Annotated in this window: 25 protein-coding genes; 14 read left to right on the top strand and 11 right to left on the bottom strand. The window is 61.6% G+C overall.

What is annotated here, in order from left to right; translation table 11 throughout:
• Nucleotides 1-86 precede the first annotated feature (86 nt).
• The 8 genes from cobU (at nucleotide 87) to JN756_RS23520 (ending at nucleotide 5,378) form a co-directional block, all read left to right on the top strand.
• Nucleotides 87-608 carry a bifunctional adenosylcobinamide kinase/adenosylcobinamide-phosphate guanylyltransferase gene (cobU, locus tag JN756_RS23550; protein ID WP_079444470.1) on the top strand — a complete coding sequence of 174 codons (522 nt, stop codon included), beginning with the start codon at nucleotides 87-89 and terminating at the stop codon, nucleotides 606-608.
• On the top strand, nucleotides 605-1,660 hold the full coding sequence (gene cobT / locus JN756_RS23545; protein ID WP_201021422.1) for a nicotinate-nucleotide--dimethylbenzimidazole phosphoribosyltransferase: 1,056 nt from the start codon (nucleotides 605-607) through the stop codon (nucleotides 1,658-1,660). Before cobU ends, cobT begins: the two co-directional genes overlap by 4 nt.
• Nucleotides 1,657-2,232, top strand: a complete 576-nt coding sequence (cobC, locus tag JN756_RS23540; RefSeq protein ID WP_057003851.1) for an alpha-ribazole phosphatase family protein — start codon at nucleotides 1,657-1,659, stop codon at nucleotides 2,230-2,232. Before cobT ends, cobC begins: the two co-directional genes overlap by 4 nt.
• Before the next feature lie 2 nt (nucleotides 2,233-2,234).
• On the top strand, nucleotides 2,235-2,963 hold the full coding sequence (locus tag JN756_RS23535; protein ID WP_017845334.1) for an adenosylcobinamide-GDP ribazoletransferase: 729 nt from the start codon (nucleotides 2,235-2,237) through the stop codon (nucleotides 2,961-2,963).
• Between the two features lie 42 nt (nucleotides 2,964-3,005).
• A complete protein-coding gene (locus JN756_RS23530) occupies nucleotides 3,006-3,410 on the top strand; it encodes a MarR family winged helix-turn-helix transcriptional regulator (protein WP_017845335.1) in 405 nt (134 codons plus the stop codon).
• 63 nt (nucleotides 3,411-3,473) lie between these two features.
• Entirely contained in the window at nucleotides 3,474-4,673 is a 1,200-nt protein-coding gene (locus JN756_RS23525; RefSeq protein WP_162231515.1) for an MFS transporter, read from the top strand.
• On the top strand, nucleotides 4,670-4,792 hold the full coding sequence (locus JN756_RS32130; protein ID WP_017845337.1) for a hypothetical protein: 123 nt from the start codon (nucleotides 4,670-4,672) through the stop codon (nucleotides 4,790-4,792). The genes JN756_RS23525 and JN756_RS32130 overlap by 4 nt, the downstream gene beginning before the upstream one ends.
• 34 nt (nucleotides 4,793-4,826) lie before the next feature.
• On the top strand, nucleotides 4,827-5,378 hold the full coding sequence (locus tag JN756_RS23520) for a glutathione peroxidase (RefSeq protein ID WP_017845338.1): 552 nt from the start codon (nucleotides 4,827-4,829) through the stop codon (nucleotides 5,376-5,378).
• Nucleotides 5,379-5,442: 64 nt separating this feature from the next.
• Here JN756_RS23520 and JN756_RS23515 read toward each other — a convergent pair whose 3' ends face one another.
• From JN756_RS23515 to JN756_RS23500, 4 genes are all read right to left on the bottom strand, one after another.
• Nucleotides 5,443-6,729 (bottom strand): OmpP1/FadL family transporter, encoded by a 1,287-nt coding sequence (locus tag JN756_RS23515; protein WP_057003852.1) that lies wholly within the window; start codon nucleotides 6,727-6,729, stop codon nucleotides 5,443-5,445.
• A 145-nt stretch (nucleotides 6,730-6,874) separates the two neighbouring features.
• Nucleotides 6,875-7,357 carry a hypothetical protein gene (locus JN756_RS23510; RefSeq protein ID WP_046382493.1) on the bottom strand — a complete coding sequence of 161 codons (483 nt, stop codon included), beginning with the start codon at nucleotides 7,355-7,357 and terminating at the stop codon, nucleotides 6,875-6,877.
• A gap of 280 nt (nucleotides 7,358-7,637) precedes the next feature.
• Complete coding sequence (locus JN756_RS23505; protein WP_017845341.1) at nucleotides 7,638-7,862, bottom strand: hypothetical protein; 225 nt, start codon at nucleotides 7,860-7,862, stop codon at nucleotides 7,638-7,640.
• 443 nt (nucleotides 7,863-8,305) lie between these two features.
• Nucleotides 8,306-8,611, bottom strand: coding sequence for a hypothetical protein (locus JN756_RS23500; RefSeq protein WP_057003853.1), 306 nt, complete (start codon nucleotides 8,609-8,611; stop codon nucleotides 8,306-8,308).
• 457 nt (nucleotides 8,612-9,068) lie between these two features.
• Between JN756_RS23500 and JN756_RS23495 the strand changes: the two genes are divergently transcribed.
• Both JN756_RS23495 and JN756_RS23490 read left to right on the top strand, forming a co-directional pair.
• Nucleotides 9,069-9,392 carry an SEL1-like repeat protein gene (locus JN756_RS23495; RefSeq protein ID WP_057003854.1) on the top strand — a complete coding sequence of 108 codons (324 nt, stop codon included), beginning with the start codon at nucleotides 9,069-9,071 and terminating at the stop codon, nucleotides 9,390-9,392.
• 175 nt (nucleotides 9,393-9,567) lie between these two features.
• Nucleotides 9,568-10,932: a DNA recombination protein RmuC gene (locus JN756_RS23490; RefSeq protein WP_164887036.1), complete on the top strand. Its 1,365-nt coding sequence runs from the start codon at nucleotides 9,568-9,570 to the stop codon at nucleotides 10,930-10,932.
• A gap of 8 nt (nucleotides 10,933-10,940) precedes the next feature.
• On the opposite strand, the gene JN756_RS23485 is transcribed toward JN756_RS23490, so the two are convergent.
• The 3 genes from JN756_RS23485 to JN756_RS23475 all read right to left on the bottom strand — a co-directional run bounded on the left by JN756_RS23485 (nucleotide 10,941) and on the right by JN756_RS23475 (nucleotide 15,535).
• Nucleotides 10,941-14,411: a hybrid sensor histidine kinase/response regulator gene (locus tag JN756_RS23485; protein WP_201021421.1), complete on the bottom strand. Its 3,471-nt coding sequence runs from the start codon at nucleotides 14,409-14,411 to the stop codon at nucleotides 10,941-10,943.
• Nucleotides 14,412-14,543: 132 nt separating this feature from the next.
• Nucleotides 14,544-14,927: a YbaN family protein gene (locus tag JN756_RS23480; protein ID WP_026139819.1), complete on the bottom strand. Its 384-nt coding sequence runs from the start codon at nucleotides 14,925-14,927 to the stop codon at nucleotides 14,544-14,546.
• A 20-nt stretch (nucleotides 14,928-14,947) separates the two neighbouring features.
• Nucleotides 14,948-15,535 carry a UPF0149 family protein gene (locus tag JN756_RS23475; protein WP_017845347.1) on the bottom strand — a complete coding sequence of 196 codons (588 nt, stop codon included), beginning with the start codon at nucleotides 15,533-15,535 and terminating at the stop codon, nucleotides 14,948-14,950.
• Nucleotides 15,536-15,810: 275 nt separating this feature from the next.
• Here JN756_RS23475 and recQ point away from each other — a divergent pair, with 275 nt between their 5' ends.
• Both recQ and JN756_RS23465 read left to right on the top strand, forming a co-directional pair.
• Entirely contained in the window at nucleotides 15,811-17,937 is a 2,127-nt protein-coding gene (recQ, locus tag JN756_RS23470) for a DNA helicase RecQ (RefSeq protein WP_017845348.1), read from the top strand.
• 121 nt (nucleotides 17,938-18,058) lie between these two features.
• Complete coding sequence (locus JN756_RS23465; RefSeq protein ID WP_017845349.1) at nucleotides 18,059-18,493, top strand: MarR family transcriptional regulator; 435 nt, start codon at nucleotides 18,059-18,061, stop codon at nucleotides 18,491-18,493.
• Between the two features lie 136 nt (nucleotides 18,494-18,629).
• Here the strand turns inward: JN756_RS23465 and JN756_RS23460 are convergent, their stop codons facing one another.
• The gene (locus JN756_RS23460; RefSeq protein ID WP_108524699.1) at nucleotides 18,630-20,819 is read right to left on the bottom strand and encodes a patatin-like phospholipase family protein; all 2,190 of its coding nucleotides are present in this window, start codon (nucleotides 20,817-20,819) and stop codon (nucleotides 18,630-18,632) included.
• An 84-nt stretch (nucleotides 20,820-20,903) separates the two neighbouring features.
• Between JN756_RS23460 and JN756_RS23455 the strand changes: the two genes are divergently transcribed.
• Nucleotides 20,904-21,191 (top strand): Rdx family protein, encoded by a 288-nt coding sequence (locus JN756_RS23455; RefSeq protein ID WP_046382498.1) that lies wholly within the window; start codon nucleotides 20,904-20,906, stop codon nucleotides 21,189-21,191.
• A 41-nt stretch (nucleotides 21,192-21,232) separates the two neighbouring features.
• Here JN756_RS23455 and JN756_RS23450 read toward each other — a convergent pair whose 3' ends face one another.
• The 3 genes from JN756_RS23450 to JN756_RS23440 all read right to left on the bottom strand — a co-directional run bounded on the left by JN756_RS23450 (nucleotide 21,233) and on the right by JN756_RS23440 (nucleotide 23,375).
• A complete protein-coding gene (locus JN756_RS23450; protein WP_046488286.1) occupies nucleotides 21,233-21,514 on the bottom strand; it encodes a hypothetical protein in 282 nt (93 codons plus the stop codon).
• 127 nt (nucleotides 21,515-21,641) lie between these two features.
• Nucleotides 21,642-22,526, bottom strand: a complete 885-nt coding sequence (locus tag JN756_RS23445; protein WP_046382500.1) for a DMT family transporter — start codon at nucleotides 22,524-22,526, stop codon at nucleotides 21,642-21,644.
• Between the two features lie 96 nt (nucleotides 22,527-22,622).
• On the bottom strand, nucleotides 22,623-23,375 hold the full coding sequence (locus JN756_RS23440) for an AraC family transcriptional regulator (RefSeq protein WP_169883693.1): 753 nt from the start codon (nucleotides 23,373-23,375) through the stop codon (nucleotides 22,623-22,625).
• Between the two features lie 137 nt (nucleotides 23,376-23,512).
• Here JN756_RS23440 and JN756_RS23435 point away from each other — a divergent pair, with 137 nt between their 5' ends.
• Nucleotides 23,513-24,322, top strand: a complete 810-nt coding sequence (locus JN756_RS23435) for a UDP-2,3-diacylglucosamine diphosphatase (protein WP_057003858.1) — start codon at nucleotides 23,513-23,515, stop codon at nucleotides 24,320-24,322.
• The last annotated feature ends 93 nt before the right edge of the window (nucleotides 24,323-24,415 follow it).

Genomic DNA, 24,415 nt, shown 5'->3' with positions numbered 1-24,415 from the left:
TGCCTGAGACACCGAGGTGTCTGCATCGCTGGCACGCCAGCTCCCACCGTTGACCGAGCCCGGCTCGAATACCGAGGTGCCATCCCATGCTCCAACTGATTCTCGGCGGCGCCCGTTCCGGCAAGAGCCGCCTGGCGGAAAAACTCGCCAGCGACAGCGCGTTGCCCGTCATTTATATCGCCACCAGCCAACCGCTGGACGGTGAGATGAACCAGCGTGTCGCCCTGCATCGCCAGCGCCGCCCGGATCACTGGGGCCTGATCGAAGAACCGATCGAACTGGCACGGGTGCTGCGCGAAAACGCCACGCCCGAGCGCTGCCTGCTGGTGGATTGCCTCACGCTCTGGCTGACCAATCTGCTGCTGCTCGATAACCCCGAGCGCCTGGCTTTTGAGCGTGACCAATTGCTCGAAAGCCTGGCCTCATTGCCAGGTGAAATCCTGTTTGTCAGCAACGAGACCGGTTTGGGTGTCGTGCCGCTGGGCGAATTGACTCGCCGCTATGTGGATGAAGCCGGTTGGCTGCATCAAGCCTTGGCCGAACGGTGTCAGCGCGTTGTCCTGACCGTTGCCGGCCTGCCCCTGACTTTGAAAGGTACTGCGTTATGACGGAAACCTGGTGGCTCAACCCGTGCAAGGCCAGCGACGCTTCGGCGTATCAACACGCCTTGGCGCGCCAACAGCAATTGACCAAGCCGGCCGGCTCCCTCGGTCGCCTGGAAGCGTTGGCGGTGCAGTTGGCCGGCCTGCAAGGCCGGGTCAAACCGGCGATGGAGCAGGTGTGGATCGCCATCTTTGCCGGCGACCACGGTGTGGTGGCCGAAGGTGTGTCGGCGTATCCCCAGGCAGTCACCGGGCAGATGCTGCATAACTTTGTCGCCGGCGGTGCGGCCATCAGCGTATTGGCGCAGCAACTGGCGGCGCAGTTGGAAGTGATCGACCTCGGCACGGTGACGCCGTCGCTGAACCTGCCCGGCGTGCGTCACCTGAATATCGCAGCGGGCACCGCCAACTTCGTCAACGGCCCGGCGATGACCGAGGCGCAAGGGCGGCTGGCGCTGCAGGCCGGTCGCGACAGCGCGCGCCGTGCGTTGGCGAGCGGCGCGCAGCTGTTTATCGGCGGCGAGATGGGGATCGGCAACACCACCGCCGCCAGCGCGTTGGCGTGTGCCTTGCTCGATTGCCCGGTGAGCGATTTGACCGGGCCGGGCACCGGCCTGGATACCCGGGGTGTCAGCCATAAAGTCACCGTCATCGAACGCGCACTGGCGGTGCATGCCGCGCAACGCGGTGATGCGCTGCACACCCTGTTCAACCTCGGCGGGTTGGAGATCGCGGCGTTGGTCGGTGCCTATCTGGCCTGCGCCCAGGACGGCATCGTGGTGCTGGTGGACGGCTTTATCTGCAGCGTCGCGGCGTTGGTCGCCACGCGGCTGAACCCGGCGTGCCGGGAGTGGCTGGTGTTCGGCCATCGCGGCGCCGAGCCTGGCCATCGCCACGTGCTGCACTGCCTCGACGCGCAACCGTTGCTCGAACTCGGCCTGCGGCTCGGCGAAGGCAGCGGCGCGGCGTTGGCGGTGCCACTGCTGCGCCTGGCCTGCGCGCTGCACGGGCAGATGGCGACATTCGCCGAAGCCGCCGTGGCGGACCGCCCGGCATGACCTTGCACCTGGACCTGTTGCGCCACGGCGAAACCGAATTGGGCGGTGGCCTGCGCGGCAGCCTCGACGATGCGCTCACTGAAAACGGCTGGGCGCAGATGCGTGCTGCGGTGGCCGGGCAGGGCCCATGGGACCGATTGATCAGTTCGCCGCTGCAACGGTGTGCGCGGTTCGCGCAAGAACTGGGCGCAACACTCAAGGTGCCGGTGAGCCTGGAAAAGGCCCTGCAGGAACTGCACTTCGGCGCCTGGGAAGGGCAGAGCGCGGCGGCGTTGATGGAGACCGACGCCGACGGGCTGGGCGCGTTCTGGGCCGACCCCTATAGCTTCACGCCACCTGACGGTGAACGTGTCAGCGACTTTTCCGATAGGGTTCTCGGCGCGGTCTCACGCTTGCATCAGGCTTATGCCGGACAGCGTGTGTTGTTGATCAGCCACGGTGGCGTGATGCGTCTGCTGCTGGCCCGGGCGCGCGGTTTGCCCCGAGCGCAGTTGCTGAATGTCGAAGTCGCCCATGGCGCACTGTTCAGCCTGCAGGTTGCGGCCGACGGCGCGTTGAAGGAAGGGCGCTGAACATGCTGCCGTTCTGGATCGCCCTGCAGTTCCTGAGCAGCCTGCCGATTCGTCTGCCGGGCATGCCGCAACCCCAGGAACTGGGGCGCTCACTGCTGTTTTATCCGCTGGTGGGCCTGTTGTTCGGCCTGCTGTTGTGGGGCCTGAACCTCGCGTTGGCGGGCGCGCCGTTGTTGCTGCACGCCGCGTTGTTACTGACGGCCTGGGTGTTGCTCAGCGGCGGCTTGCACCTGGACGGGCTGGCGGACAGCGCCGACGCCTGGCTCGGTGGCTTCGGCGATCGCGAACGCACCCTGACCATCATGAAGGACCCGCGCAGCGGGCCGATCGCCGTGGTCACCCTCGGCCTGGTATTGCTGCTCAAGTTCACCGCCCTGGTGGCGCTGATCGAGCAGCACAACGGCGCGGCACTGATCCTCGCGCCGCTGATCGGGCGTGCGTCGATGCTCGCGCTGTTTCTCACCACGCGCTATGTGCGTGCCGGAGGATTGGGCCAGGCATTGTCGGACCACTTACCAAGGATTGTCGGCCAGCAGGTGCTGATCCTCAGCGGCCTGGCCTGCCTGCTGATCGGTGGTTTCAGCGGTGGGATCGCGGTCCTGCTCGCGGCGCTGTGTTTTATCGGCTTGCGTCAGTTGATGGTCAGGCGTCTCGGCGGCACCACCGGGGACACCGCTGGCGCCCTGCTGGAGCTGCTGGAAGTGGCGGTTGTGGTCGGATTGGCGCTGTAACACTTGCTTGCATTTCCTTAATCGCGGGTATATACACGTTCCATGCTTGCCTCCCAATGTTTATGCACCAACCTGCGACGTGCCGCCCGTGGCGTCAGCAGGCATTACGACGGCGCTCTCGACGGCTTCGGGATCAACGTCGCCCAGTATTCTCTGCTGTGCAATTTGCAGCGTCTCGATCAACCGAGCATTTCCAGCCTGGCCGACGCCATGGGCCTGGATCGCAGTACCTTGGGGCGCAACCTGCGCGTGCTGGAAGGCGAAGGCCTGGTGCGGTTGGTCGAAGGCGACGATCTGCGCAACCGCCTGGTGCTGTTGACCGAAGCCGGTGCCGAACGACTGGCCGCAGCGTTGCCAGCGTGGGAAGCGGCGCAGCAGAAATTGATTGATCGGCTGGGCGCGGAAAAACGCGAAACCCTGTTGGCCTTGCTGGATGAACTTGCCTGAGCGCGGGTTTGTCCGACTACAAGCGGGTATATACCCGTAAATGGAGAATAAGAAATGACTTCGATGTGGCGCACCAGTGGCTGGATTCTTGTGGGAAGTGCGCTGATCCTGGCGTTGTCGCTGGGTGTACGGCATGGCTTCGGTCTGTTCCTGGCACCGATGAGCGCCGAATTCGGCTGGGGCCGTGAGACGTTTGCCTTCGCTATCGCCCTGCAGAACCTGATCTGGGGCCTGGCGCAGCCGTTCACCGGCGCCCTGGCCGACCGTTTTGGGGCGAGCAAGGCCGTGCTGGTTGGCGGGGTGTTGTACGCCGTCGGCCTGGTATTGATGGGCATGTCCGACTCGGCCTGGTCACTGTCGTTGAGCGCCGGTTTGTTGATTGGTATCGGCCTGTCCGGCACTTCATTCTCGGTGATCCTGGGTGTGGTCGGCCGTGCGGTACCGCCGGAAAAACGCAGCATCGCCATGGGCATTGCCAGCGCTGCCGGTTCTTTCGGCCAGTTCGCCATGGTGCCGGGCACCCTGGGTTTGATCAGTTGGTTGGGCTGGTCGGCGGCGCTGCTGGCGTTGGGCTTGATGGTGGCGCTGATTCTGCCGCTGGTGAGCATGCTCAAGGATCGGCCGCTGCCTGTGATGGCCGGCCAGCAAACCTTGCGTGAAGCACTGAAGGAAGCCTGTTCTCACTCCGGGTTCTGGTTGCTGGCGTTCGGTTTTTTCGTCTGCGGTTTCCAAGTGGTGTTTATCGGCGTGCATCTGCCGGCCTACCTGGTCGATCAGCATTTGCCGGCGACTACCGGCACCACCGTATTGGCCTTGATTGGCCTGTTTAACATCGCCGGCACCTACACCGCCGGCTGGCTCGGCGGGCGCATGTCCAAGCCGCGCCTGCTGACCGCTTTGTATCTGTTGCGCGCGGTGGTGATCGTGCTGTTCCTGTGGGCGCCGGTGACTGAAGTCACGGCCTACCTGTTCGGTATGGCGATGGGCTTCCTGTGGCTGTCCACCGTGCCGCTGACCAACGGCACGGTCGCCACGCTGTTTGGTGTGCGAAACCTCTCGATGCTCGGTGGGATCGTGTTCCTGTTCCATCAGCTCGGTTCGTTCCTCGGTGGCTGGTTGGGCGGGGTGGTCTATGATCGAACCGGCAACTACGATTTGATCTGGCAAGTGGCGATTCTCTTGAGCCTGCTCGCCGCCGCTCTGAACTGGCCGGTGCGCGAGCGGCCGGTGGCGCGGTTGCAGACGCAGATGGAGGCGGCATGAGTTCCAATGGGTATTGGTTCGTTGGGGCCGCGGCGGCAACGCTGCTGCTGCTTCTGGCATGGTGGGGCTGGCAGCGCGGTGGGCTGGCGTTGATGCAACTGGGTATGTCGATCTGTTAAGTTCGTGGTCTGACTATTTTGAAGGACACACGACATGCAGATGCGCTGGCTTGCAGTACCCGTCCTGATGGCTGCTTTTAGCGGTGCGGCGATGGCCGCCAGTTGCCCGCCGTTGCTGGAGGGGCAGTTGCCCAAGTTGCGCGCCAAGGAATCCATCGACCTGTGCCAGCGCTTTGCCGGCAAGCCTTTGGTGATCGTCAATACCGCCAGTTTCTGCGGCTTTGCGCCGCAATTCAAAGGCCTTGAGGCTCTGTACCAGCGCTATAAGGACCAGGGGCTGGAAGTGATTGGTGTGCCGTCCGATGACTTCAAGCAGGAAGCCAAGACCGGCGAGGAAACCGCCAAGGTCTGCTACGTGAATTATGGCGTCACCTTCACCATGACCGAGCCGCAGGCGGTCAAGGGGCCGGACGCAGTGCATCTGTTCAAGGTGCTGGCGCAGCAGAGCAGCGCGCCAAAGTGGAATTTCTACAAGTACGTGGTGGATCGCCAGGGCAAGGTGATCGCCAATTTTTCCAGCCTGACCAAGCCGGACAGTCCGGACTTGCTCAAGGCGGTAGAGGCAGCGTTGGCGTCGAAACCCTGATCGTTACCCATTGAAAAGCCCCGCCTCCTTTACCGGAGAGCGGGGCTTTTTATGCGCAAGCAGGTCAGAACTTGTAAGTCACGCCCAGGCCGAAACCGTTGGCGCTGTTTTCGTATTTGGAGCTGTAGGAACCCAGTGCGTTGGATTTGTTGACTTTGACCGGCTCTTCCTTGAGGTAGGAGTAAGCCACGTCAACGGTCAGGTCTTCCGTCACTGCGTAACCCATACCAACACTGAAGATGGTCCGGTCACCGGTAGGAATGCGCGGCGAACGATCGGTGTTGTTGGTTGGCGACTGGTCGAAGGACAGGCCGGTACGCAGTACCACCTGCTTGGTGACCTGATACGAGGTACCCAAGGCGTAAGCCCAGGTGTCGTGCCAGTTCTGCGGTTCAGTGATAGTGCCGACAAGCGCAGGTGCCAATGCGCCTCCGCTAGCCGCTGTCACACCTTCGTTTTTGATGGTGATGTCTTTCAAGCGACTCCAACGAGTCCAGGTCGCACCCGCATACAGTTTCCAGGCGTCGCTGAGGTCTTGAGTCACCGACAGGTCCCAGGATTCAGGCGTGTCGACTTTCAATGAGGCGTCGTAGCGGTTATTGGCCAGCACTCGTGATGGAACCGTGGACGCTTTGGTGACGTCGGTGTGGCCTTCGAGTTTGTACTTCACTGCCGAGTGGTAGGTCAGGCCGACGCGAGTGGTATCGGTGGCTTGAACCAGGATACCGGCGTTAAAGCCCAGGGCGGTGTCGTCGCCTTTGACTTTGACTTTGTTGTCGCCTGGCATCCCCAGGCCAGCCAGGCTCGGCCGCGATTCCAGGGTGCCGTCGATACGGTTGATGGTCGGACCAAAACCGATGGACACGCGATCATTGAACGCGTAGCTGACAGTCGGTTGGAAGGTGATGACCGATACTTCGCTCTTGCTACCAAACCCGCGACCTTGGAAACCACTTTCGTAGTCGGTTTTCAGGCCGAACGGTGCATAAACACCGAAGCCGATAGACCATTGATCGTTGAGTTTGTTGGTGTAGAAACCGAAAGGTACGCCAGTGAAAGGCACCATGTCGCCTTTGTTGGTCCCGCTGGAACGGCCGCCGGCATCTTTGATATCGGTGGAGGCATCGATCACCGCGAAACCACCGGTAATTTGTTGGCCTTCCAGGCGAGCCATACCAGCAGGGTTACCGTAGACAGTGCTTGCGTTTTCGGCGGTAGAAGAGCGTCCTGCGAAGCCCGTACCCATCCCGGCGACGTCTTGTTCGTTAAGGGCAAAGCCACTTGCGAAGACGTGGGAAGAGGCCATGGCAACGGCGAGGCTAAGTGTGGTCTTGAGCATTACTTTTTTCATTATTAGAACTCCGTGTGATCACCGCAGCGGAAAGTATCAACAAATTACACATCGCGCTATAGGCTGTAACACAGGAGATAGAGCCGTTTTGTAGGACAATCCTACCAAAATCGCCGCATTTTACCGGATTTTGTAAATTGCCCGATCAGCAGGTCACCTGATTCATGGATGAAACACAGGTTTTCCAGGCGTGGGTGAAATCGCGAAGACGGCCTTGAGGGTGAAATATTTCTTTCCAGATACGCGCCATGGCCAATATGTCACCCGGTTCGGGCAAGGCGGGGCGCTGTTGTTCCACCAGTAACCAGGCGATGGCGGTGGCATAACGCAGGTTGACGGTCAGCTCAAGCTGGGGCGCGCCAAGGAAGGCGTGCTGGCTGGCCAAGCCGCGTACCAGGCTGGCGCGTTCGGGGTCCAGCGCCAGGTAGGTGTCCCATAAGGCGCGGTGACGCTGGTCGGAGATGCTGTAGAGGCCGTGGCCGCGACGGTCGTGCAAGGCGGAGCCAAGTTCCGACTGGCTGGCGGCAATACCCAGCAGCAGGGATTCAGCGGTCTGGTCGTGGCGCCCGAGGTAAACAAGCGTCGGCCTGATCACATAACGACACAATTCGCTGGCAGCGATACCCATACTCGCCTCTATCCGTGAAAGTGGTCGACGAAGCCTGAGCGGGTGGGGGCTTGGCAGCGGTGGATCGGATCTCAGGCCCGTCGGAAGCGGATCATGCCGCTTGAGTTGAAGTGTAGTGTCATATTCGTGGTGTAAAGGACTGTTTTAAAAACATCTTCTTTATTCAGTTATAACGTTTATATCTATTCGTGCTGAGTGCAAATATTCAAAACCTGAATACCGGGCAATAAAAAACCCTGCTTGTTAAACAGGGTTTTTGGGTTTCAGCGACTTCGGTCGATCAGGCAATCAGTGCCTGACGGGTACGCTCGATCACGGCCTGCAGCGGCTCTGCGCTGGAGTATTGATCGGGGTACAGGCGTTCGCTGTGACGAGCGATGCCGTGTTCGTTGACCAGGGTGAAGCTGAAGCAGCCTTTGCGAGCGGCCATGATCAGGCAGTTCATTGGTGCAAAAGCGTTGGTGAGGGCGCGAATGGCGTCCTGAGTATGGATTTGAGTGGACATATTATGGGTGTTCCTACAAATGACACGGTTAAGAACCGCGCAACGTTAAAACGTTCCAGTGACGTCGATCACTATTGATCGAACGAAGAACCCGACTGGAACAAAGCAGCCAGTTTGAAGCGCTAATAGTTTAGGCGCGCTTGGGCTGGCAGGTAGGTACTTAGGAGGGCAGGCAACACAACAGGGGCTAAGGTTCTGGGCCCGGGGTGAAGATCCTGATCAATTGGCAGGTTGGTTCGGTCAGAGTATTGAGACTTCGCGACACCCTTTGCTTGTTCAAAGGCTGTGTCGTCGCAAGTGATACCTGGAAACCATCAAGGTGGTCGATCCCGTGTTGTTCAGGGGAGTTGTTCGACCAGAATTGACTTTCAGCTTGGTACTAACGCCGCGGATAGTAACGGATCGAAGCGGGGAATGGAAGCGTATCGGTAAAAAAACTTCAGTCAGCCCTCCAGCACCCCGTGATACACCAGCACCGTGACGGCTGCCGCCAGCGAGCAGCCCAGCGCATACGCGGCCAGGGTCAGGCGCAGGGACTGGCCGGTCTCGATCATTTTCATGACATCGCCCATGTCATTGATCCGGCCCTCGCCCAACTCGATGCACAGGCTGGCGGCGGTGAACGCGGCGGAGAGCAGGATCGCGATCGCAAACAATGCGCCGTCCGGCGAAGGCAGAGCGGCGTTGATTCCCAGGGAGGTCGCGCAAATGGCCAGCAGCAACACGGTGAATAACAGAATTCCTTTCATCGACCCGTACATGGTTGCGTTGTAGGTGCGGCAGTGTGGCGACCCGCATTGAATTTGAAAAGTCCCTGCCTGGCCGTGCCAGTAACATATTCAAGCCATGTCGGATCAAAAAACCTTGGCGATATAACCGGAGCAAAGGGACTTGTACACATTGTTCACGGTATGTGTCACCGTTCTGTCAAGTGTTTCCATCGGGCCCCATTTGCCTGTAATGAAAATTTAAGTCAATGAAAAATATCGCTTTTTTTTATTGGTGAAAAAATCGTCAGTTTGACTGCGGCCCCCATTCCATGGGGCTTTGCGCGAGTTAAAGGTGGGTTGTCCACTGAGTTATCCACAGCTTCTGTGGATTGTCCCGAGCGCTTGCTCTAGCACGGGCGTGCAGGGTTTTTTCGGCTTTACCTGTACGAAAAAAAGAGTAGAGTGGCGCGCCTTCCGTTCTGTCCCGCAGTGCTTTATGAAGTTTCGCTCAGTATCATCTTCTGTTACCGACACCCCTCCGGTTGTTACCCCACCCAAACGTTTCTCCTTGAAAGTGGCCTTGTGGTTGCTCGACAGCCCGCGTCTTGGTCACAGCACCAACATCAAACATTTTGCCGGGCGCTTGCTCAAACAGCCGGCCCGTGATGGCGTGGTCGCAGCGCAAAGCCGACTCGGCCAATTGATGTGCCGCGAATGCGACAATGCCCGCGACCGCCGCATCGGCCACGACCTGCTGCGCCTGGCTGCCCGTGCCGGTGACCGCCGCGCCCAGCGTGAATTGGGCCAGGTCGAAGACTGAGCTGTCCTCAACCCCCTTGCTTGGTTAACCTTGCTCTTTTTCGGTGATGGCAGACATGGCTATGGCTTTTGACTGGACCAGTATTGCCCTGGGACTTGCTGGCGCGGCAGTGCCGTTATTGGCCATGTGCTGGCAGCTTCAGCGCCGTCTGGCCGCGCGCATGGCCGGCTGGGAATTGCTTGAAGAGCGCCTGACCACCGCGCAACTGGCCCAGGAAGGGTTGGCGGCCCAACTGGACGCCAGCCGTGACGAAATCAGCGACCTCAGCCAGGCCAACGCCGCCAAGCAGGCAGACCTGGCCGCCGTGCGCCGCGAAGTCGAATTGCTGCAGATCGATCGCGACAATGCCCGCGACGCCGCCCACGCCTGGAACCTCGACCGCAGCGCCAAGGAAGCCGAACTGCGTCGCCTTGACGCGTTGTCGGCGGCCTTGCGTGCGGAGCTGCGCGAGCAACAGGACAGCCATCAGCAACGCCTCGCCGACCTGCAGGGCTCGCGGGACGAATTGCGGGCGCAGTTCGCCGAGCTGGCCGGGAAGATTTTCGACGAGCGCGAACAGCGCTTCGCCGAAACCAGTCAGGAGCGCCTCGGACAGTTGCTCGATCCCTTGAAAGAACGCATCCAGTCCTTCGAAAAGCGTGTCGAAGAAAGCTATCAGAATGAAGCCCGCGAGCGCTTTTCCCTGGGCAAGGAGCTTGAACGCCTGCAGCAACTGAACCTGCGTCTGTCGGACGAAGCCACGAATTTGACCCGTGCGCTGAAAGGCCAGAAGACCCAGGGCAACTGGGGTGAACTGATCCTTGAGCGCGTGCTGGAACACGCCGGCCTGGAGAAGGGCCGCGAGTACCAGACCCAGGTCAGCCTGAAAGGTCCGGACGGTGAGCGCTTCCAGCCGGACGTGCTGATCATGTTGCCCGGTGACAAACAGGTGGTGGTGGACTCCAAGGTCAGCCTGACGGCCTATCAGCAGTACGTGGCGGCGGACGACGAGGTGATCGGCCAGGCGGCGCTCAAACAGCATGTGCTGTCCCTGCGCAATCACGTCAAAGGCTTGGCCGGTAAGGACTACAAACGCCTGGAGGGCTTGCACAGCCTGGATTTCGTGTTGCTGTTCGTGCCGATTGAAGCCGCTTTTTCGGCGGCCTTGCAGGCTGAGCCCAACCTGTTCCAAGAAGCCTTCGACCGTCATATCGTCATCGTCAGCCCCACCACCTTGCTCGCCACCCTGCGGGTCATCGACAGCCTGTGGAAGCAGGAACGCCAGAGCCAGAACGCCCGGGAAATCGCTGAGCGCGCCGGCTGGCTGTACGACAAGTTCGTGCTGTTTATCCAGGACCTGGATGAAGTGGGTAACCGTCTGCAGCAATTGGATAAGGCTTACAGCGCAGCGCGGAATAAGCTGACAGATGGTCGCGGTAATCTGGTCAGCCGCACCGAACAGTTAAGGTTGCTCGGCGCCCGCGCCAGCAAAAGCTTGCCCGCCGACCTGCTGGAGCGGGCAATGACCGACTCCGACGGGGTGGCGCACCTGCCCGAATAGGTGGCTGATCAAAGGGGCAGATGCCGGCTGAGCAAGGCGCGCAACGCCGCCGGCTTCACCGGTTTGGCCAGATAATCCAGCCCCGCCGCATGCACTTGCGCCACCATCTCCGGACGACCGTCGGCGCTGATGACCACGCCGGGAATCGGCTCCGCCAACTGTGTGCGTAGCCAGCCCATCAACTCCGTGCCGGTTTCGCCGTGGTCCAGGTGGTAATCCACCAGCGCCAGTTGTGGGCGCACGCCGTCGGCCAGCAGCGCCGCGCATTGTGCCTGGTCGGTGGCGGTCCATACTTCGCAGCCCCAGCGCGTCAGCAGGCTGCGCATGCCTATCAGGATGCTTTCTTCGTTATCCACACACAGCACCCGCGCGCCGCTCAGGGGCAGACCGGTTTCCTGCGCGGTCTTGACCGGTGTGCTGGTCTGGTTGCGAGCCAGCGGCACGCGCACGCTGAATACGCTGCCCTTGCCCGGCCATGAGCGCACGCTCAGGCGATGGTCCAATACGCGACACAGGCCATCGGCAATCGCCAGGCCCAGGCCGAGGCCCTTTTCGGCGCGGGTCTGGTGGCTGTCCAGACGTTTGAACTCCTCGAAAATCACCTTCTGTTTATCCTGCGGAATGCCGGGGCCGCGATCCCAGACTTCCAGGCTCAACTCGCCCTGGTGTCGGCGTACACCCAGCAGCACTGGGCCGTCGGCATAGCGGAAAGCATTCGTCAGAAAGTTCTGCAAAATCCGGCGCAGCAACTTGATGTCACTGTCCACGCGCAAATGACTGCCGCGCAAGCGGAAGCGCAGGCCTTGTTCCTGGGCGAGCGCCTTGAATTCGGCGCCGAGGGTGTCGAACAGTTCGTTGAGCACGAACGGCTGGCGTTGCGGGTTGATCTTGCCGTTTTCCAGGCGCGAGATGTCCAGCAGGTCGCTGATCAGGTCTTCGGCGGAACGTAGCGAACTGTCGAGGTGTTGCACCAGTTGCCGGGCTTCGTTCGACAGGCCGTCGTTCTGGTGGGAAAGGGCGGCGGAGAACAGGCGTGCAGCGTTCAGCGGTTGCATCAGGTCATGGCTGACCGCTGCGAGAAAGCGCGTCTTCGATTGGTTCGCGGACTCGGCCACGCCCTTGGCATCGGTGAGCGCCACGTTTAGCTGCGACAGCTCGTGTGTCCGCTCGGTGACCCGTCGTTCCAAGCCCTCGTTCGCCTCGGTCAGTGCGTGTTCGGCCTCGCGGAACGCGGTGATGTCGGTGAAGCTCATGACGAAACCGCCGCCGGGCATCGGGTTGCCGATCAGTTCAATCACCCGTCCATTCGGGAACAGGCGTTCGGAGGTGTGCGCGCGGCCTTGGCGCATCCAGTGCAGACGTCGCGCCACATGCACTTCGGCCTCACCCGGTCCGCACAAGCCGCGCTCGGCGTTATAGCGAATGATGTCGGCAATCGGCCGGCCGACGCTGATCAATCCCTCGGGGTAGTTGAACAGCTCCAGGTAACGGCGGTTCCACGCCACCAGCTTGAGGGACTGATCCACCACGCTGATGCCCTGGGTGATGTTTTCGATGGCGCCTTGCAGCAGGGCCCGATTGAATTGCAGCACTTCGGAGGCTTCGTCGGCGATCCGTACTACGTCCTCCAGCAGCATGTCCCGACCTTCAATCGCGGCCTTTACGACTGCGCGAGTCGAAGAGGCGCCGAGTACACCCGCCAGCAGGCGTTCGGTATGCGCGATCCAATCGTTATCGGCATTCTGGTTGGGGTTGAAGCCTTTGCCCTGGCGATAGGCGAAGCGGATAAAGCTCTGCTGCGCGCGTTCTTCGCCGACAAAGCGCGCGGCCAGGCTCAGCAGGTCGCTGATCTGGACCGACAACATGGAGCGAGTGCTGGCGCGTTGGCTGGTTTCCTGGCCGATGAAGCGCCCGGCCTGCCAGTGTTCGGACACCCGGGTACGCGAAAGCATCGAGACCCAGACGAACAGTGTGAAGTTGCCCGCCAGGGAGAACACGGTGCCCAGGGTCAGCGACGTGAGGGGCAAGCCAAGCGGGTGGGAATGCAACCAGGTCAGGCCGGGGAAAAGGCTGAGCGACCAGCCCAGGCTTTTCGCGGTAACCGGTAGGACCAAGGTGTAGAACCACAGGAACGTGCCTGCCGCCAAGCCGGCAAACACGCCGCGTCGATTCGCCTGTTTCCAATACAGCGCGCCGAGCATGGCAGGTGCCAGTTGGGTCACCGCGGCGAAGGCAATCTGGCCGATCGTCGCCAGGCTCGCGCTGGAGCCGAGCAATCGGTAGCTGACATACGCCAGCAGCAGGATGAGCACAATGCTGACGCGGCGTACCGAGAGCATCCAGTGGCGGAACACTTCAAACGGCCGTTCTGCGCTGGAGCGGCGCAACAGCCAAGGCAGCAGCATGTCGTTGGACACCATGGTCGACAACGCGATGCTCGCCACAATCACCATGCCGGTGGCGGCCGACGCGCCGCCAATGAACGCCAGCAGGGCGAGGACCGGATGGGCCTCGGCCAAGGGCAGGCTGATCACGTAGGAATCGGGTAGCACCGAGCCGGGCAAGAGCATTTTGCCGCCGAGGGCGATCGGTACGACAAACAGCGCGGCGAGGATCAAGTACGCAGGGAAAACCCATTTGGCCAGGCGCAAATCCTGGGGGTCGATGTTTTCCACGACGGTGACGTGAAACTGCCGGGGCAGGCAGATGATCGCCATCATCGCGACGCCGGTCTGTACCACCATCGTGGGCCAGTTGACGGTTTCGTTCCAGTATTCCTCCAGGCGTGGTGCCAGCATCGCCTGGCTGAACAAGTCGTCGAAACCGTCGTAGAGGCCGTAGGTCACAAACACGCCGACCGCGAGAAACGCGAACAGCTTGACCAGCGACTCGAAGGCAATCGCCAGCACCATGCCGCGGTGGTGTTCGGTGGCGTCGAGGTTGCGCGTACCGAAGACAATGGTGAACAGCGCCAGCACCAGCGATACGATCAGCGCCGTGTCCTGGGCGCGGGTGCCGGTGGCATCTGCGCCGGCACCGATCAGCAGGTTCACCCCGAGTACGATGCCCTTCAGTTGCAGGGCGATGTAAGGCAGCACGCCGACCATGCAGATCAGCGCGACCACCACCGCCAACGACTGGGATTTGCCGTAGCGTGCGGCGATAAAGTCAGCGATGGAGGTGATGTTTTCCTGCTTGCTGATCAGAATCATCTTTTGCAGGACCCAGGGGGCGAATACCAGTAACAGCACCGGTCCCAGGTAGATAGGTATAAACGCCCACAGTTGTTCGGCCGCCTGGCCTACGGCGCCGAAGAAGGTCCAACTGGTGCAATAAACGGCCAGCGACAGGCTGTACACCCAGGCACGCATGCGCGGCGGCAACGGCGCATGGCGGCGGTCACCGTAAAAGGCGATGGAAAACATAATGGCCATATAGGCCAAGGCAACGGCGGCGATCAGCCCGCTGGACAGCGTCATGGTAACTCCGGACAGAAACACGCCCAGGCATTTCGGGCCCGGTTGGACAGTCTCGCATGATGCCTGGGGATTAGTCAGTGTCGACCAAGGTCTTGTGAGCACTAATGTCGCAGGGCACGGTGTTAAAGAGGCTCAGCGCGGCGGCAGGGTTTTCTGGCGCAGGATGTAGATCGTCACCAGCACCGCGCTGGTCAGCATGAAGCCGCGGGCCCACGGCAGAGGCACCAGGTAGCAGGAAAAACCGATACTCAGCCACATCAGGCCGATAGCGTAGACCTTACCCTTGAGCGGGATGCCATTGCCGTCCAGGTAGTCGCGAATCCATGGGCCCAGGCGCGGGTGTTCCACCAGCCAGGCGTAGAAACGCGGGGAGCTGCGCGCGAAGCAGGCGGCGGCAAGAAGCAGGAAGGGGGTGGTGGGCAATACCGGCAGGAAGATGCCGATCACCCCCAGCGCTACGCTCAGCCAGCCGATGGCCAGCAGTGCGTAACGCAGGAGCGGCGAGCGCTTGCCCATGGCGATCACGGGCGTGCGACTCAGTGGTGACGTGGCTTGAGGAGCGCCGGTTTTTCGTCGGGGGCGTTGCACAGCAGGTACAGGGCGGTCAGGGCTTCCGGGATCTGTACGATCATGTCGTCCATCAGATTGGCGTCGGCGGCGATGTCGGAGAACTCCGGCTGGTCGTCGAACAGGCCCGAACCGACCATGATCGGCAGCAGCATTTCGCTGACTTCTTCTTCGGCGGTTTCGAACCAGGCGGCTTCGCGCAGGAACACACCTTCCATGAAGCCGATGCACCAGCCGCGCAGGTCGGAGTCGTCCGGCTCTTCGCCCAGGTCGAGGTCGCACGGCAGCTCGAATTCCTCGTCGGAGGCCAGTTGGCGACCGATGTGGGCCTTGAGGGCGAGCAGGGTGGCTTCGATCTCTTCGCGCTGGGCGGCGTCAGCGTAATGAGGCTCTTCGGCGAACAAGGCGTCGATCCACTCACGGTCCGGCACGATGTCGGAAGAAATCGACAGGGCGGTCAGGTAGCCGTGGGCGGCCACGTAGTCCAGCGCCTCGTCATGCAGCTCATCGGCGTCGAGGAAGGCTTGCAGGCGGGTTAGTTGCTCAGCGAAGGACATTGAAGGACTACCTTGGGAATAAACGATGCTGAATTCTAGGCTTTCTTGAGCGCCCAGGCCAGCCACACTGCATATTTGGCCGGTTTTAGATAGCGGCCGCTGTTCGTCAGCCGCGCCCTTTGCCGGCCGACGCTCGGGTATACTGCCGCGTTTTGTGATGCCCCCTGCAGGCCAGCGCCAACCCGAGAAAACTTCGCTTACGGATTATTTTCCGTAGATACGCGCTTTTTCGGCCAGCCTGTATGGAGGGATTTCGGCGATATTTGGAGTTTTACATGCTCGAGCAGGCTCAACGCGTCCTCAAGGACATCTTCGGCTACGACAGTTTTCGTGGCCGCCAGGGTGCGATCATTGAGCGCGTGGCCAATGGCGGTGATGCCCTCGTCCTGATGCCGACCGGCGGTGGCAAGTCGTTGTGTTTCCAGGTGCCGGCGTTGCTGCGTAACGGCCTTGCCGTGGTGGTGTCGCCGTTGATCGCGCTGATGGACGATCAGGTGGCGACCCTTGAGGAACTCGGCGTTGCTGCCGCCGCATTGAACTCCACGCTCAGCGCCGAACAGCAGCGCGACCTGGCCGCGCGTATCAAGCGCGGCGAAGTGAAAATGCTTTACCTGGCCCCCGAGCGCCTGGTGCAGCCGCGCATGCTGGCCTTCTTGCAGAGCCTGGAAATCGCCCTGTTCGCCATCGATGAAGCGCACTGCGTATCGCAATGGGGGCATGATTTCCGTCGCGAATATTTGCAGTTGGGGCAGTTGGCGGAACTGTTCCCCGACGTCCCGCGTATCGCCCTGACCGCCACCGCCGACAAGCGCACTCGCGAAGAAATCGTCGAGCGCCTGCATTTGCAGAACGCCGAGCGCTTCCTGTCGAGCTTTGACCGGCCGAATATTTTCTATCGCATCGTGCCCAAGGAGCAGCCGCGCAAGCAGTTGCTGGCGTTCCTGTCCGAGCGGCGCAGCGATGCGGGCATCGTCTATTGCCTGTCGCGCAAGAAGGTCGACGAAGTGGCCGCCTTCCTGTGCGAGCAGGGTTATCCGGCGCTGCCCTACCATGCAGGCTTGCCCAACGACTTGCGTGCCTATCATCAGAAGCGCTTCCTCAACGAGGAAGGCCTGATCATGGTGGCAACCATCGCGTTCGGCATGGGCATCGACAAGTCCAACGTGCGCTTCGTGGCCCATATGGATCTGCCCAAGTCCCTCGAGGCGTATTACCAGGAAACCGGGCGCGCCGGGCGTGATGGCCTGCCGGCCGATGCGTGGATGGTCTACGGTCTGCAAGACGTGGTGATGCTCAAGCAAATGCTGCAGAACTCCGAAGGTGACGAGCGCCACAAACGCCTGGAACAGCACAAGCTCGACGCCATGCTGTCACTCTGCGAAGAGACGCGTTGCCGCCGCCAGACCTTGCTGGCGTATTTTGACGAAGACATGCCCGAACCCTGCGGCCATTGCGACAACTGTGTCGACGGCGTGCAAACCTGGGATGCCACTGAACCGGCGCGCCAGGGTTTGTCCGCCATCTACCGCACCGGCCAGCGTTATGGCGTCGGCCATCTGGTGGATGTGTTGCTGGGCAAGGACAATGAGAAGGTGCGCAGCTTCGGCCACGAGAAACTCTCGGTCTACGGCGTCGGCAAGGCCCGTGCCGAAGGCGAATGGCGATCGCTGTTCCGCCAGATGGTCGCGCGCGGCCTGGTGGACATCGACATCGAAGGCTACGGCGGCCTGCGCCTGAACGACAGTTGCCGGCCGTTGCTCAAGGGGGAAGTGAGCCTGGAACTGCGCCGCGACCTCAAGCCGCAGACCACCGCCAAGAGCAGTACCAGCCAGGCCAGCCAGTTGGTGCGCTTCGAGGAGCGTGAACAGTGGGAAGCCTTGCGTGCCCTGCGGCGCAAACTGGCGCAGGAACACAGCGTGCCGCCTTACGTTATTTTCCCCGACTCGACCTTGCTGGAGATGTTGCGCGAGCAGCCGACCACCCTGGCCGAAATGGGCCGGGTCAGTGGTGTGGGCGCACGCAAGCTGGAACGTTATGGCCAGGCCTTCCTCGAAGTGCTCGGCGGTCAGGCCGAAGCGCCGAAGGAAATTGCCGATATTCGCCACGAATTGATCAGCCTGGCGCGAGCCGGCATGACCCCGATCCAGATCGCTGGCCAGTTGCAATGCTCGGAAAAAAACGTCTACACGCTGCTGGCCGAATCCATCGGTAAGCAACAGTTGTCGTTAGAGCAGGCCCTTGATTTGCCAGAAGATTTGCTCGGTGAAATCCAGGATGCCTTCCTGGATGGTGAAGGCGAACTGCCACCAGTTGCGGAGATTGCACCGCTGTTCACGGGTCGGGTTCCCGAGGGTGTTTTGTACTGTGTGCGTGCCGCGTTGCAGTCTGAGTTCGAAATTTAGTGTGCCAATTGCGACGATGAAACGAATCAGTACAGACGAGCGCTTGCCTACTGACATGGCTCATGCTTAGCTGACTAATAATTAGTCATACTTTGTTTTCAGTCTAAACCATGAGTTTTTTATGCCGTTAACCGATCAACACCGTTTTGGCATGCAGTTGGCGCAAATGTCCCGAGGTTGGCGCGCCGAACTGGATCGCCGTTTGGCGGGGCTGGGCTTGTCTCAGGCACGCTGGCTGGTGCTGCTGCACTTGGCGCGTTTCGAAGAAGCGCCGACGCAGCGTGAGTTGGCACAAAGTGTCGGCGTCGAAGGGCCGACACTGGCACGCTTGCTCGACAGCCTGGAAAGCCAAGGGCTGGTGCAGCGCCAGGCGGTGGTGGAAGACCGGCGCGCCAAGCGCATCCTGCTGTGTGACAGCGCCCGACCGTTGATCGAGCAGATTGAAACCATCGCCACTGCATTACGCCATGAGTTGTTCGTGGGCGTGAATGAAGAGGACCTGCGGGTGTGCATGCGCGTGCACGGGCACATTCTGGCGAATCTGGAAAAGTCCTGACGTCAGGCGCAACAGAGATCGAATAGGTGGGAGTTGGCTTGCCTGCGATAACGGACATTCAGTCAATTGATCTGGCGACTGAAATACCGCCATCGCAAGCCAGCCAGTTCCCATCTTGGTTTTTACGGTCAGCGTTTCAGAAGGTCTGGCCGAGGTTCAGGTACACCGCCTGCTGATTGTCGTCGTTGAACCCGTAGCTGAAATTCAGCGGCCCCAACGGTGTGTCGAAGCCCAGGAAAATACTCGCGGCGTTGATATAACCGCTGTCGAACTCATTGTCGTTGTTCCACGCTCGTCCGCGTTCCAGCGACGCGCCCAGGTACAGCGGGAAATCCAACGGCAAGTATGAGCGCGGCGTCAGGCGGCGGTAGTACACGGCGCGCATCAAGCTGACGTTCTGCCCCGAGATCGCGTCCTGACGGAAGCCCGACAGCTGCCGTGCGCCGCCCAGTAGGAAGCTGGATATCACCACGTCCGTATTATCCATGGTGCGTCCGTAGCGGCCGCCCAGTACGAGTGTGTCCGGGCCGTGGCTCATGGCCTTGTCCAGCTTGAATTCCCATTGCCGGTAGCGTTGATCGGACCCCAGCCCCGGTTCGAATTCGCGCCAAGCCAGGCCGATGTCTTCGCCGGTGTGGGGGAAGTACACGTTGTCCAGGGAGTCGAAGGAGTACTTCAGTTCGTAGAAGCCTTCGCTGAAGCTCACGCTTGGCAGGTCGCGGTCGCCGATGCGTACATCCGCCTTGCCCCAGGCTTCGCCGACGCCGAAACGCAGCTCGCCACTGTTGCCGATCTGGCGCCCGACGTTCAGGCCGAAACCGTAGCGTTCCAGGCGGTATTCGGAGATGGGGTCGTTGTCCAGAATCAGTTCGACATTCTGCGCCTGGGCCTTGAGGTAAGGGGCGACGAAATAGCGCGAGCCGGTGTCCATCGGTTGGTAGAACTCGCTGTACAGCTCTTGCCGATCGCCGATCTGCACCCGCGTCAGCCATTCCGCGCCGAGGCGGTTGATGCCATTCATGCGGTAGCTGGCGCCGAGGTTGAAGGCGCTGTCGCCACGCATGTCGTCCGACAGGTTCAGGCCCAGGCGCAGGTAGTCGGTGCCGCTGCGTTTGCCGCGTGCGCTGATCACCAGGGTGTTGTCGTGGCCTTTTTTCACCACGCGGTATTGCACCTGTTCAAAGTAATCCAGGCCATACAAGGTGCCCATGTCCACTTGCAGGCGGCTCAGGTTCAGCGGCTCGCCGAGGGCTTGGTGGATGTAATAGCGGATCACGTCGTCGCTGACTTTCGAGTCGTTCTCCACGCTGATCGAAGTGATGATCGGAGTCCGTTCGCCCGGCGCGCGCGCGGCCACCAGTTCCGGGTCGATCGGCTCGGCGGGACGCAGGTGGGCCAGGCGCACATCGAGGGCGCGGGTGGCGCGGTAGCCGGCGTCGATCATGTCCTTGGCGCGGCCGAAGTCGGTGACGCCGTAGGCGGCCAGAGGCGGCTGGATCAGCACATCCTTGGGGTGCAGGGCCTTGAGTTGTTCTTCGGAATTGCGCCGGGTCATCAGGGTGATGGACTGGTTGAGCACGTCCACCACCGTGGCCAGTTGCTTGCGCGAGCGCAGCGGCGTGCCGATGTCCACCACGATGGCGATGTCGACGCCCATCTCCCGCGCCACGTCCAGCGGGATGTTATCGGTCATGCCGCCGTCCACCAGCAGTCGGCCGTCGAGTTCCACTGGCGCGAACACGGCCGGGATCGACATGCTGGCGCGGATCACCTGGGGCAGATGGCCTTTGCTGAACACCACTTTTTCGCCGGTGGTGATATCGGTTGCGACGGCGCGAAAGGGGATCGGCAGCTTGTCGAAATTTCGCGTGTTGCTGCTGTGGGCAAACATGCTTTCCAGCAGCAGCGCGAGGTTCTGGCCCTGGATGACGCCCAGCGGCAGGCCGAGGCTGCCATCGTCGCGGAAACTGAGTTTCTGCTTGACCAGGAAGTCCCGGTCGTCCTGCTTGCGGCGAAACGGCACGTCCTCCCGGGGTGGCGCATCGGAGAGTGCCTGCTGCCAATCGATACCCAGTGCGAGCTTTTCCAGCTCATCAATCTTGTAGCCCGACGCGTACAACCCGCCGATCACCGCGCCCATGCTGGTGCCGGCAATTGCATCGATATGAATCCCTTGTTCCTCCAGGGCCTTGAGCACGCCGATGTGGGCCAGCCCGCGTGCGGCGCCGCCGGACAGCACCAGGCCGATTTTCGGGCGTGGGGTTTCAACCGCCTCGGCAAGAAGGGGCAGCAGGCACAGCAACAGGCAGGACAACAGGCGGCGCATCATGAATCTCGGGGCTGGACGATAAAGGCCGGTATTATAGCCACCCGACCCTCCCAGCCCGTTACGCCAGGAACCTGTCAAATTATGTCGCCGAATAAACCCGAGATCGTCATCACCTATTGCACCCAGTGCCAGTGGCTGTTGCGCGCCGCATGGTTGGCCCAGGAACTGTTGAGTACCTTTGCCGACGACCTGGGCAAAGTGGCGCTGGAACCGGCTACCGGCGGCGCTTTTCGCATCACCTGCGACGGTGTGCAGATCTGGGAGCGCAAGGCCGATGGCGGCTTTCCGGAGGCCAAGGTGCTCAAGCAGCGCGTGCGCGACCAGATCGACCCGCAGCGCGACCTGGGGCACAACGATCGCAAGGTGTGAAGGTCACCGCCGCACAGGGGCGGTGACCGGGCGATGCGCCCCTACTTGGCGGCCATCTTGCTCTTGATGAAACCGACGACCCACGTCAGCACCAGGCCGCCGACGCCACCGCCGACGATGTTGCTGCCGACCGTCGCCACATCCATGGCTTCGCCGCCGGATGTGCCCGTCAGCGCCGAGACGAGCTGGCCCAGCACCAGGCCGCCGACACCGCCGAGGAAGGTATTGAGCCCGGTGCCCAGGCTCTGCTTGGTCATCCCCGCCAGATTACCGCCGACGGCACCGCTGATGATCTGAACCAGCAAGCTGATAAGTGTTTCCATGATGCAACTCCTGCATAGCGTTAATGGCGTGACCACTCGCTTGCAGCACCGTTAAACACCCTGGCTGTCGTCGAGAAGTCTTTATCCGTCGACGACGACACACTGTTGCGGATGGGCAGAGTATAGATCAGGCCGTTGCAGCCGGCTGTTTGGCCTGGCTGGCGCTGCCCAGCAGGCCGGAAAGCACGATGGCGACGATGATCAGCGCGCCGCCCAACAGCATGCGCAAGGTCGGGGTTTCGGCAAACAGCAGCCAGGCGACGGTGATGCCGTAGACCGGTTCCATGGCGAACACCACCGAGGCGGTGCGGGCCTTGATCACCGCGAGGCTGGCGACAAACAGGCTGTGGGCCAGGCCGGTACAGAACACACCGAGCAGGCCGATCCACAGCCAGTCGAGCGCGCGCACATCCGCCAGCCCCGGCGCCGCCACGGGCAGCAGGCACAGCGCGACCACCACGTTCTGGCACAGCGCCGCCTGTACCGCTGGAACCCGGCCGGAGCTGGCGCGGTTATTCAGTGACAGCAGGGAGAACAGCAACCCCGAGGCGATGCCCCAGAGCAGGCCGCCCGTGGCTTGGCTGGCGAGGTTGAAGTCCGGTGTCACCAGCACCAGGCCCACCGTGACCAGGGCCACCAGCAGCACTTCGTTGGCGCGGATGCGCTCGCGGAAGATCAAGCCTTCGAGGATCACGGTAAACGCCGGGAACGCGGTAAACCCCAGGGTGGCGACGGCCACGCCGGCGACTTTGACCGCGATGAAGAACGTTACCCAGTGCGCCGCCAGCAATACACCGCTGATCAGCAGCCGGCGCCAGTCGCGCATCTGCAGCTGTTTCCACGGCGCATTGCTGGCGAACCGCGCAAAGATCGCCAGGGCAATCACCGCAAACGCGGCGCGACCGAACACGATGATGGTCGGCGAGGCGGCCGCCAGTTTGCCGAATACGCCGGTGAGGCCAAACATCAATGCGCCGATATGCAGGGCGCCGAGGGCTGAGCGGGGAGTCATTGGGATCCTTGAACCAACGGGGTGACTGGCGCGCAGTCTAGAGGTTGGGGGCGTGAGTGTCTGTCGCCCGACTGGCGATTTTTAGCGCAGGACTCGCTATTTTGTGGTGCGCCGCAGCGCGCTGGGCGCGGCGCCGAATTCGCGCAGCATCGCTGCCGCAAACGCGCTTTGCGAGGCATAGCCGACGCGTTCGGCAATTTCGCCGATGGGCAACGGCGTTTCCCTTAACAGGCCCAAGGCCTTATGCAGGCGGCGACTGCGGATGAAGTCCATGGGCGTCTGCCCGCACTCGGCGATGAAACGGGCATGCAGGCGCGCTACCGACAGGTCGGCGAGGCGTGCAAGGTCCGCGACTTGCAGAGGGTGGGCGGCGTGCCGTTCGATATGTGCATTGAACGCGGCATAGGGCAGGCGGCGGCCCGGCGCGCTGGGAGCCAGCGGATGATTGAGGCTGGCCAGCAGCAGTACCGCGCCTTGCTGGACGATCAGCGGGTCGTCCACCGGGCTGTGCGCCAGCCATTGCACCAACTGGCTTTGCCGCGAATCCAGGGCCAGACGCGCCGGTTGGTCGAGCAGGCGGCGGCTGGCATCGGCATGCTCGCCCAACGATTGCAGCACCCAGTGTTCGGTGGGCACGTCCAGCACCAGGCATCGGCTGCCATCGCGACTGCCGCAGGTGTGGTGGGCCGAGAAGGGCAACACCATCACGCTGCTCTCGCGGACCTGGCTGCCGCGCCCCTCCACTTCAAGGTCCAGGTGCCCGGACAGGCCGAAGACCAACTGCGCATGGTCATGGCTGTGGGCAATGGGTGCTTCGATGTAGTGGCGTAGCGTGAGGGACGCTCTCATCGCGCTCTCCTGGGCAGCAGGTTGCCAGTCTACAACGCTTCGCCGTCGGCGGGCGCTGTCATCAGACTGACGCACAGCTGTCATGGGCTATTAATCGCCAGGGCGCAAGCTCGCGAAAACACCGTCGAGGGATGCCCATGACCCGTGCCGAATTCGCTACACCCAGCCGCAAGCAACGGGTTCGTACCCTGTGGATTTCCGATGTACATCTGGGCACTCGGGATTGCCAGGCCGAACACTTGGCGCAATTTCTCAAGGGCTACCACGCCGACAAGGTGTACCTGGTGGGCGATATCATCGACGGCTGGAAACTGCGCGGCGGCATGTATTGGCCCCAGGCCCATACCAACGTGATCCGCCGCCTGTTGACCATGGCCAAGCGCGGTACCGAGGTGATCTATGTCACCGGCAATCACGACGAGTTCCTGCGTCGCTACTCCAAGCTGATCCTGGGCAACATCCAGTTGGTGGACGAAGCCATCCATGTCACCGCCGATGGCCGCCATCTCCTGGTGATCCACGGCGACCAGTTCGATGTGATCACGCGCTATCACCGCTGGCTGGCGTTCCTCGGCGACTCGGCCTACGAGTTCACCCTGACGTTGAACCGTTGGTTGAATCACTGGCGTGCGCGGTATGGCTACGGTTACTGGTCGCTGTCGGCGTATCTGAAGCACAAGGTGAAGACGGCGGTGAGCTTTATCAGCGATTTCGAAGAAGCCATCGCCCATGAAGTGACCCGGCGCGAATTGCATGGGGTGGTGTGCGGGCATATTCACCATGCGGAGATTCGCAAGGTGGGCGAGGTGGATTACCTCAACTGCGGGGATTGGGTGGAGTCGTGCTCGGCGTTGATCGAGCACTGGGACGGGCATATCGAGTTGTATCGGTTGGCGGATGCGCAGGCTAAAGAGGCGCAGCTGAAATCGGAGATGGTCGCGGGTTAAGGCCTGGCTCGGCCCAACAAGTGGGAGCGGGCTTGCTCGCGATCGCGCAGTGTCAGTCACTGTATTTGGCGACTGATCCATTGCTATCGGGAG

Source organism: Pseudomonas sp. Y39-6, from assembly GCF_023651955.1.
GTDB lineage: Bacteria > Pseudomonadota > Gammaproteobacteria > Pseudomonadales > Pseudomonadaceae > Aquipseudomonas > Aquipseudomonas veronii.
The sequence above is the reverse complement of the archived record's forward strand: the minus strand, read 5'-3'. Positions and strand labels throughout refer to the sequence as shown.

Excerpts from the sequence above, each read along its gene's own strand:
- JN756_RS23495 (WP_057003854.1), top strand. The coding sequence starts at position 9,069 with ATGAAGTTTCGCTCAGTATCATCTTCTGTTACCGACACCCCTCCGGTT.
- JN756_RS23535 (WP_017845334.1), top strand. The coding sequence starts at position 2,235 with ATGCTGCCGTTCTGGATCGCCCTGCAGTTCCTGAGCAGCCTGCCGATT.
- JN756_RS23480 (WP_026139819.1), bottom strand. The coding sequence starts at position 14,927 with ATGGGCAAGCGCTCGCCGCTCCTGCGTTACGCACTGCTGGCCATCGGC.
- cobU (WP_079444470.1), top strand. The coding sequence starts at position 87 with ATGCTCCAACTGATTCTCGGCGGCGCCCGTTCCGGCAAGAGCCGCCTG.
- JN756_RS23460 (WP_108524699.1), bottom strand. The coding sequence starts at position 20,819 with ATGCGCCGCCTGTTGTCCTGCCTGTTGCTGTGCCTGCTGCCCCTTCTT.
- JN756_RS23510 (WP_046382493.1), bottom strand. The coding sequence starts at position 7,357 with ATGGGTATCGCTGCCAGCGAATTGTGTCGTTATGTGATCAGGCCGACG.
- JN756_RS23475 (WP_017845347.1), bottom strand. The coding sequence starts at position 15,535 with ATGTCCTTCGCTGAGCAACTAACCCGCCTGCAAGCCTTCCTCGACGCC.
- JN756_RS23525 (WP_162231515.1), top strand. The coding sequence starts at position 3,474 with ATGTGGCGCACCAGTGGCTGGATTCTTGTGGGAAGTGCGCTGATCCTG.
- recQ (WP_017845348.1), top strand. The coding sequence starts at position 15,811 with ATGCTCGAGCAGGCTCAACGCGTCCTCAAGGACATCTTCGGCTACGAC.
- cobT (WP_201021422.1), top strand. The coding sequence starts at position 605 with ATGACGGAAACCTGGTGGCTCAACCCGTGCAAGGCCAGCGACGCTTCG.
- JN756_RS32130 (WP_017845337.1), top strand. The coding sequence starts at position 4,670 with ATGAGTTCCAATGGGTATTGGTTCGTTGGGGCCGCGGCGGCAACGCTG.
- JN756_RS23520 (WP_017845338.1), top strand. The coding sequence starts at position 4,827 with ATGCAGATGCGCTGGCTTGCAGTACCCGTCCTGATGGCTGCTTTTAGC.
- JN756_RS23465 (WP_017845349.1), top strand. The coding sequence starts at position 18,059 with ATGCCGTTAACCGATCAACACCGTTTTGGCATGCAGTTGGCGCAAATG.
- JN756_RS23455 (WP_046382498.1), top strand. The coding sequence starts at position 20,904 with ATGTCGCCGAATAAACCCGAGATCGTCATCACCTATTGCACCCAGTGC.
- cobC (WP_057003851.1), top strand. The coding sequence starts at position 1,657 with ATGACCTTGCACCTGGACCTGTTGCGCCACGGCGAAACCGAATTGGGC.
- JN756_RS23530 (WP_017845335.1), top strand. The coding sequence starts at position 3,006 with ATGCTTGCCTCCCAATGTTTATGCACCAACCTGCGACGTGCCGCCCGT.
- JN756_RS23515 (WP_057003852.1), bottom strand. The coding sequence starts at position 6,729 with ATGAAAAAAGTAATGCTCAAGACCACACTTAGCCTCGCCGTTGCCATG.
- JN756_RS23485 (WP_201021421.1), bottom strand. The coding sequence starts at position 14,411 with ATGACGCTGTCCAGCGGGCTGATCGCCGCCGTTGCCTTGGCCTATATG.
- JN756_RS23505 (WP_017845341.1), bottom strand. The coding sequence starts at position 7,862 with ATGTCCACTCAAATCCATACTCAGGACGCCATTCGCGCCCTCACCAAC.
- JN756_RS23450 (WP_046488286.1), bottom strand. The coding sequence starts at position 21,514 with ATGGAAACACTTATCAGCTTGCTGGTTCAGATCATCAGCGGTGCCGTC.
- JN756_RS23440 (WP_169883693.1), bottom strand. The coding sequence starts at position 23,375 with ATGAGAGCGTCCCTCACGCTACGCCACTACATCGAAGCACCCATTGCC.
- JN756_RS23500 (WP_057003853.1), bottom strand. The coding sequence starts at position 8,611 with ATGAAAGGAATTCTGTTATTCACCGTGTTGCTGCTGGCCATTTGCGCG.
- JN756_RS23435 (WP_057003858.1), top strand. The coding sequence starts at position 23,513 with ATGACCCGTGCCGAATTCGCTACACCCAGCCGCAAGCAACGGGTTCGT.
- JN756_RS23445 (WP_046382500.1), bottom strand. The coding sequence starts at position 22,526 with ATGACTCCCCGCTCAGCCCTCGGCGCCCTGCATATCGGCGCATTGATG.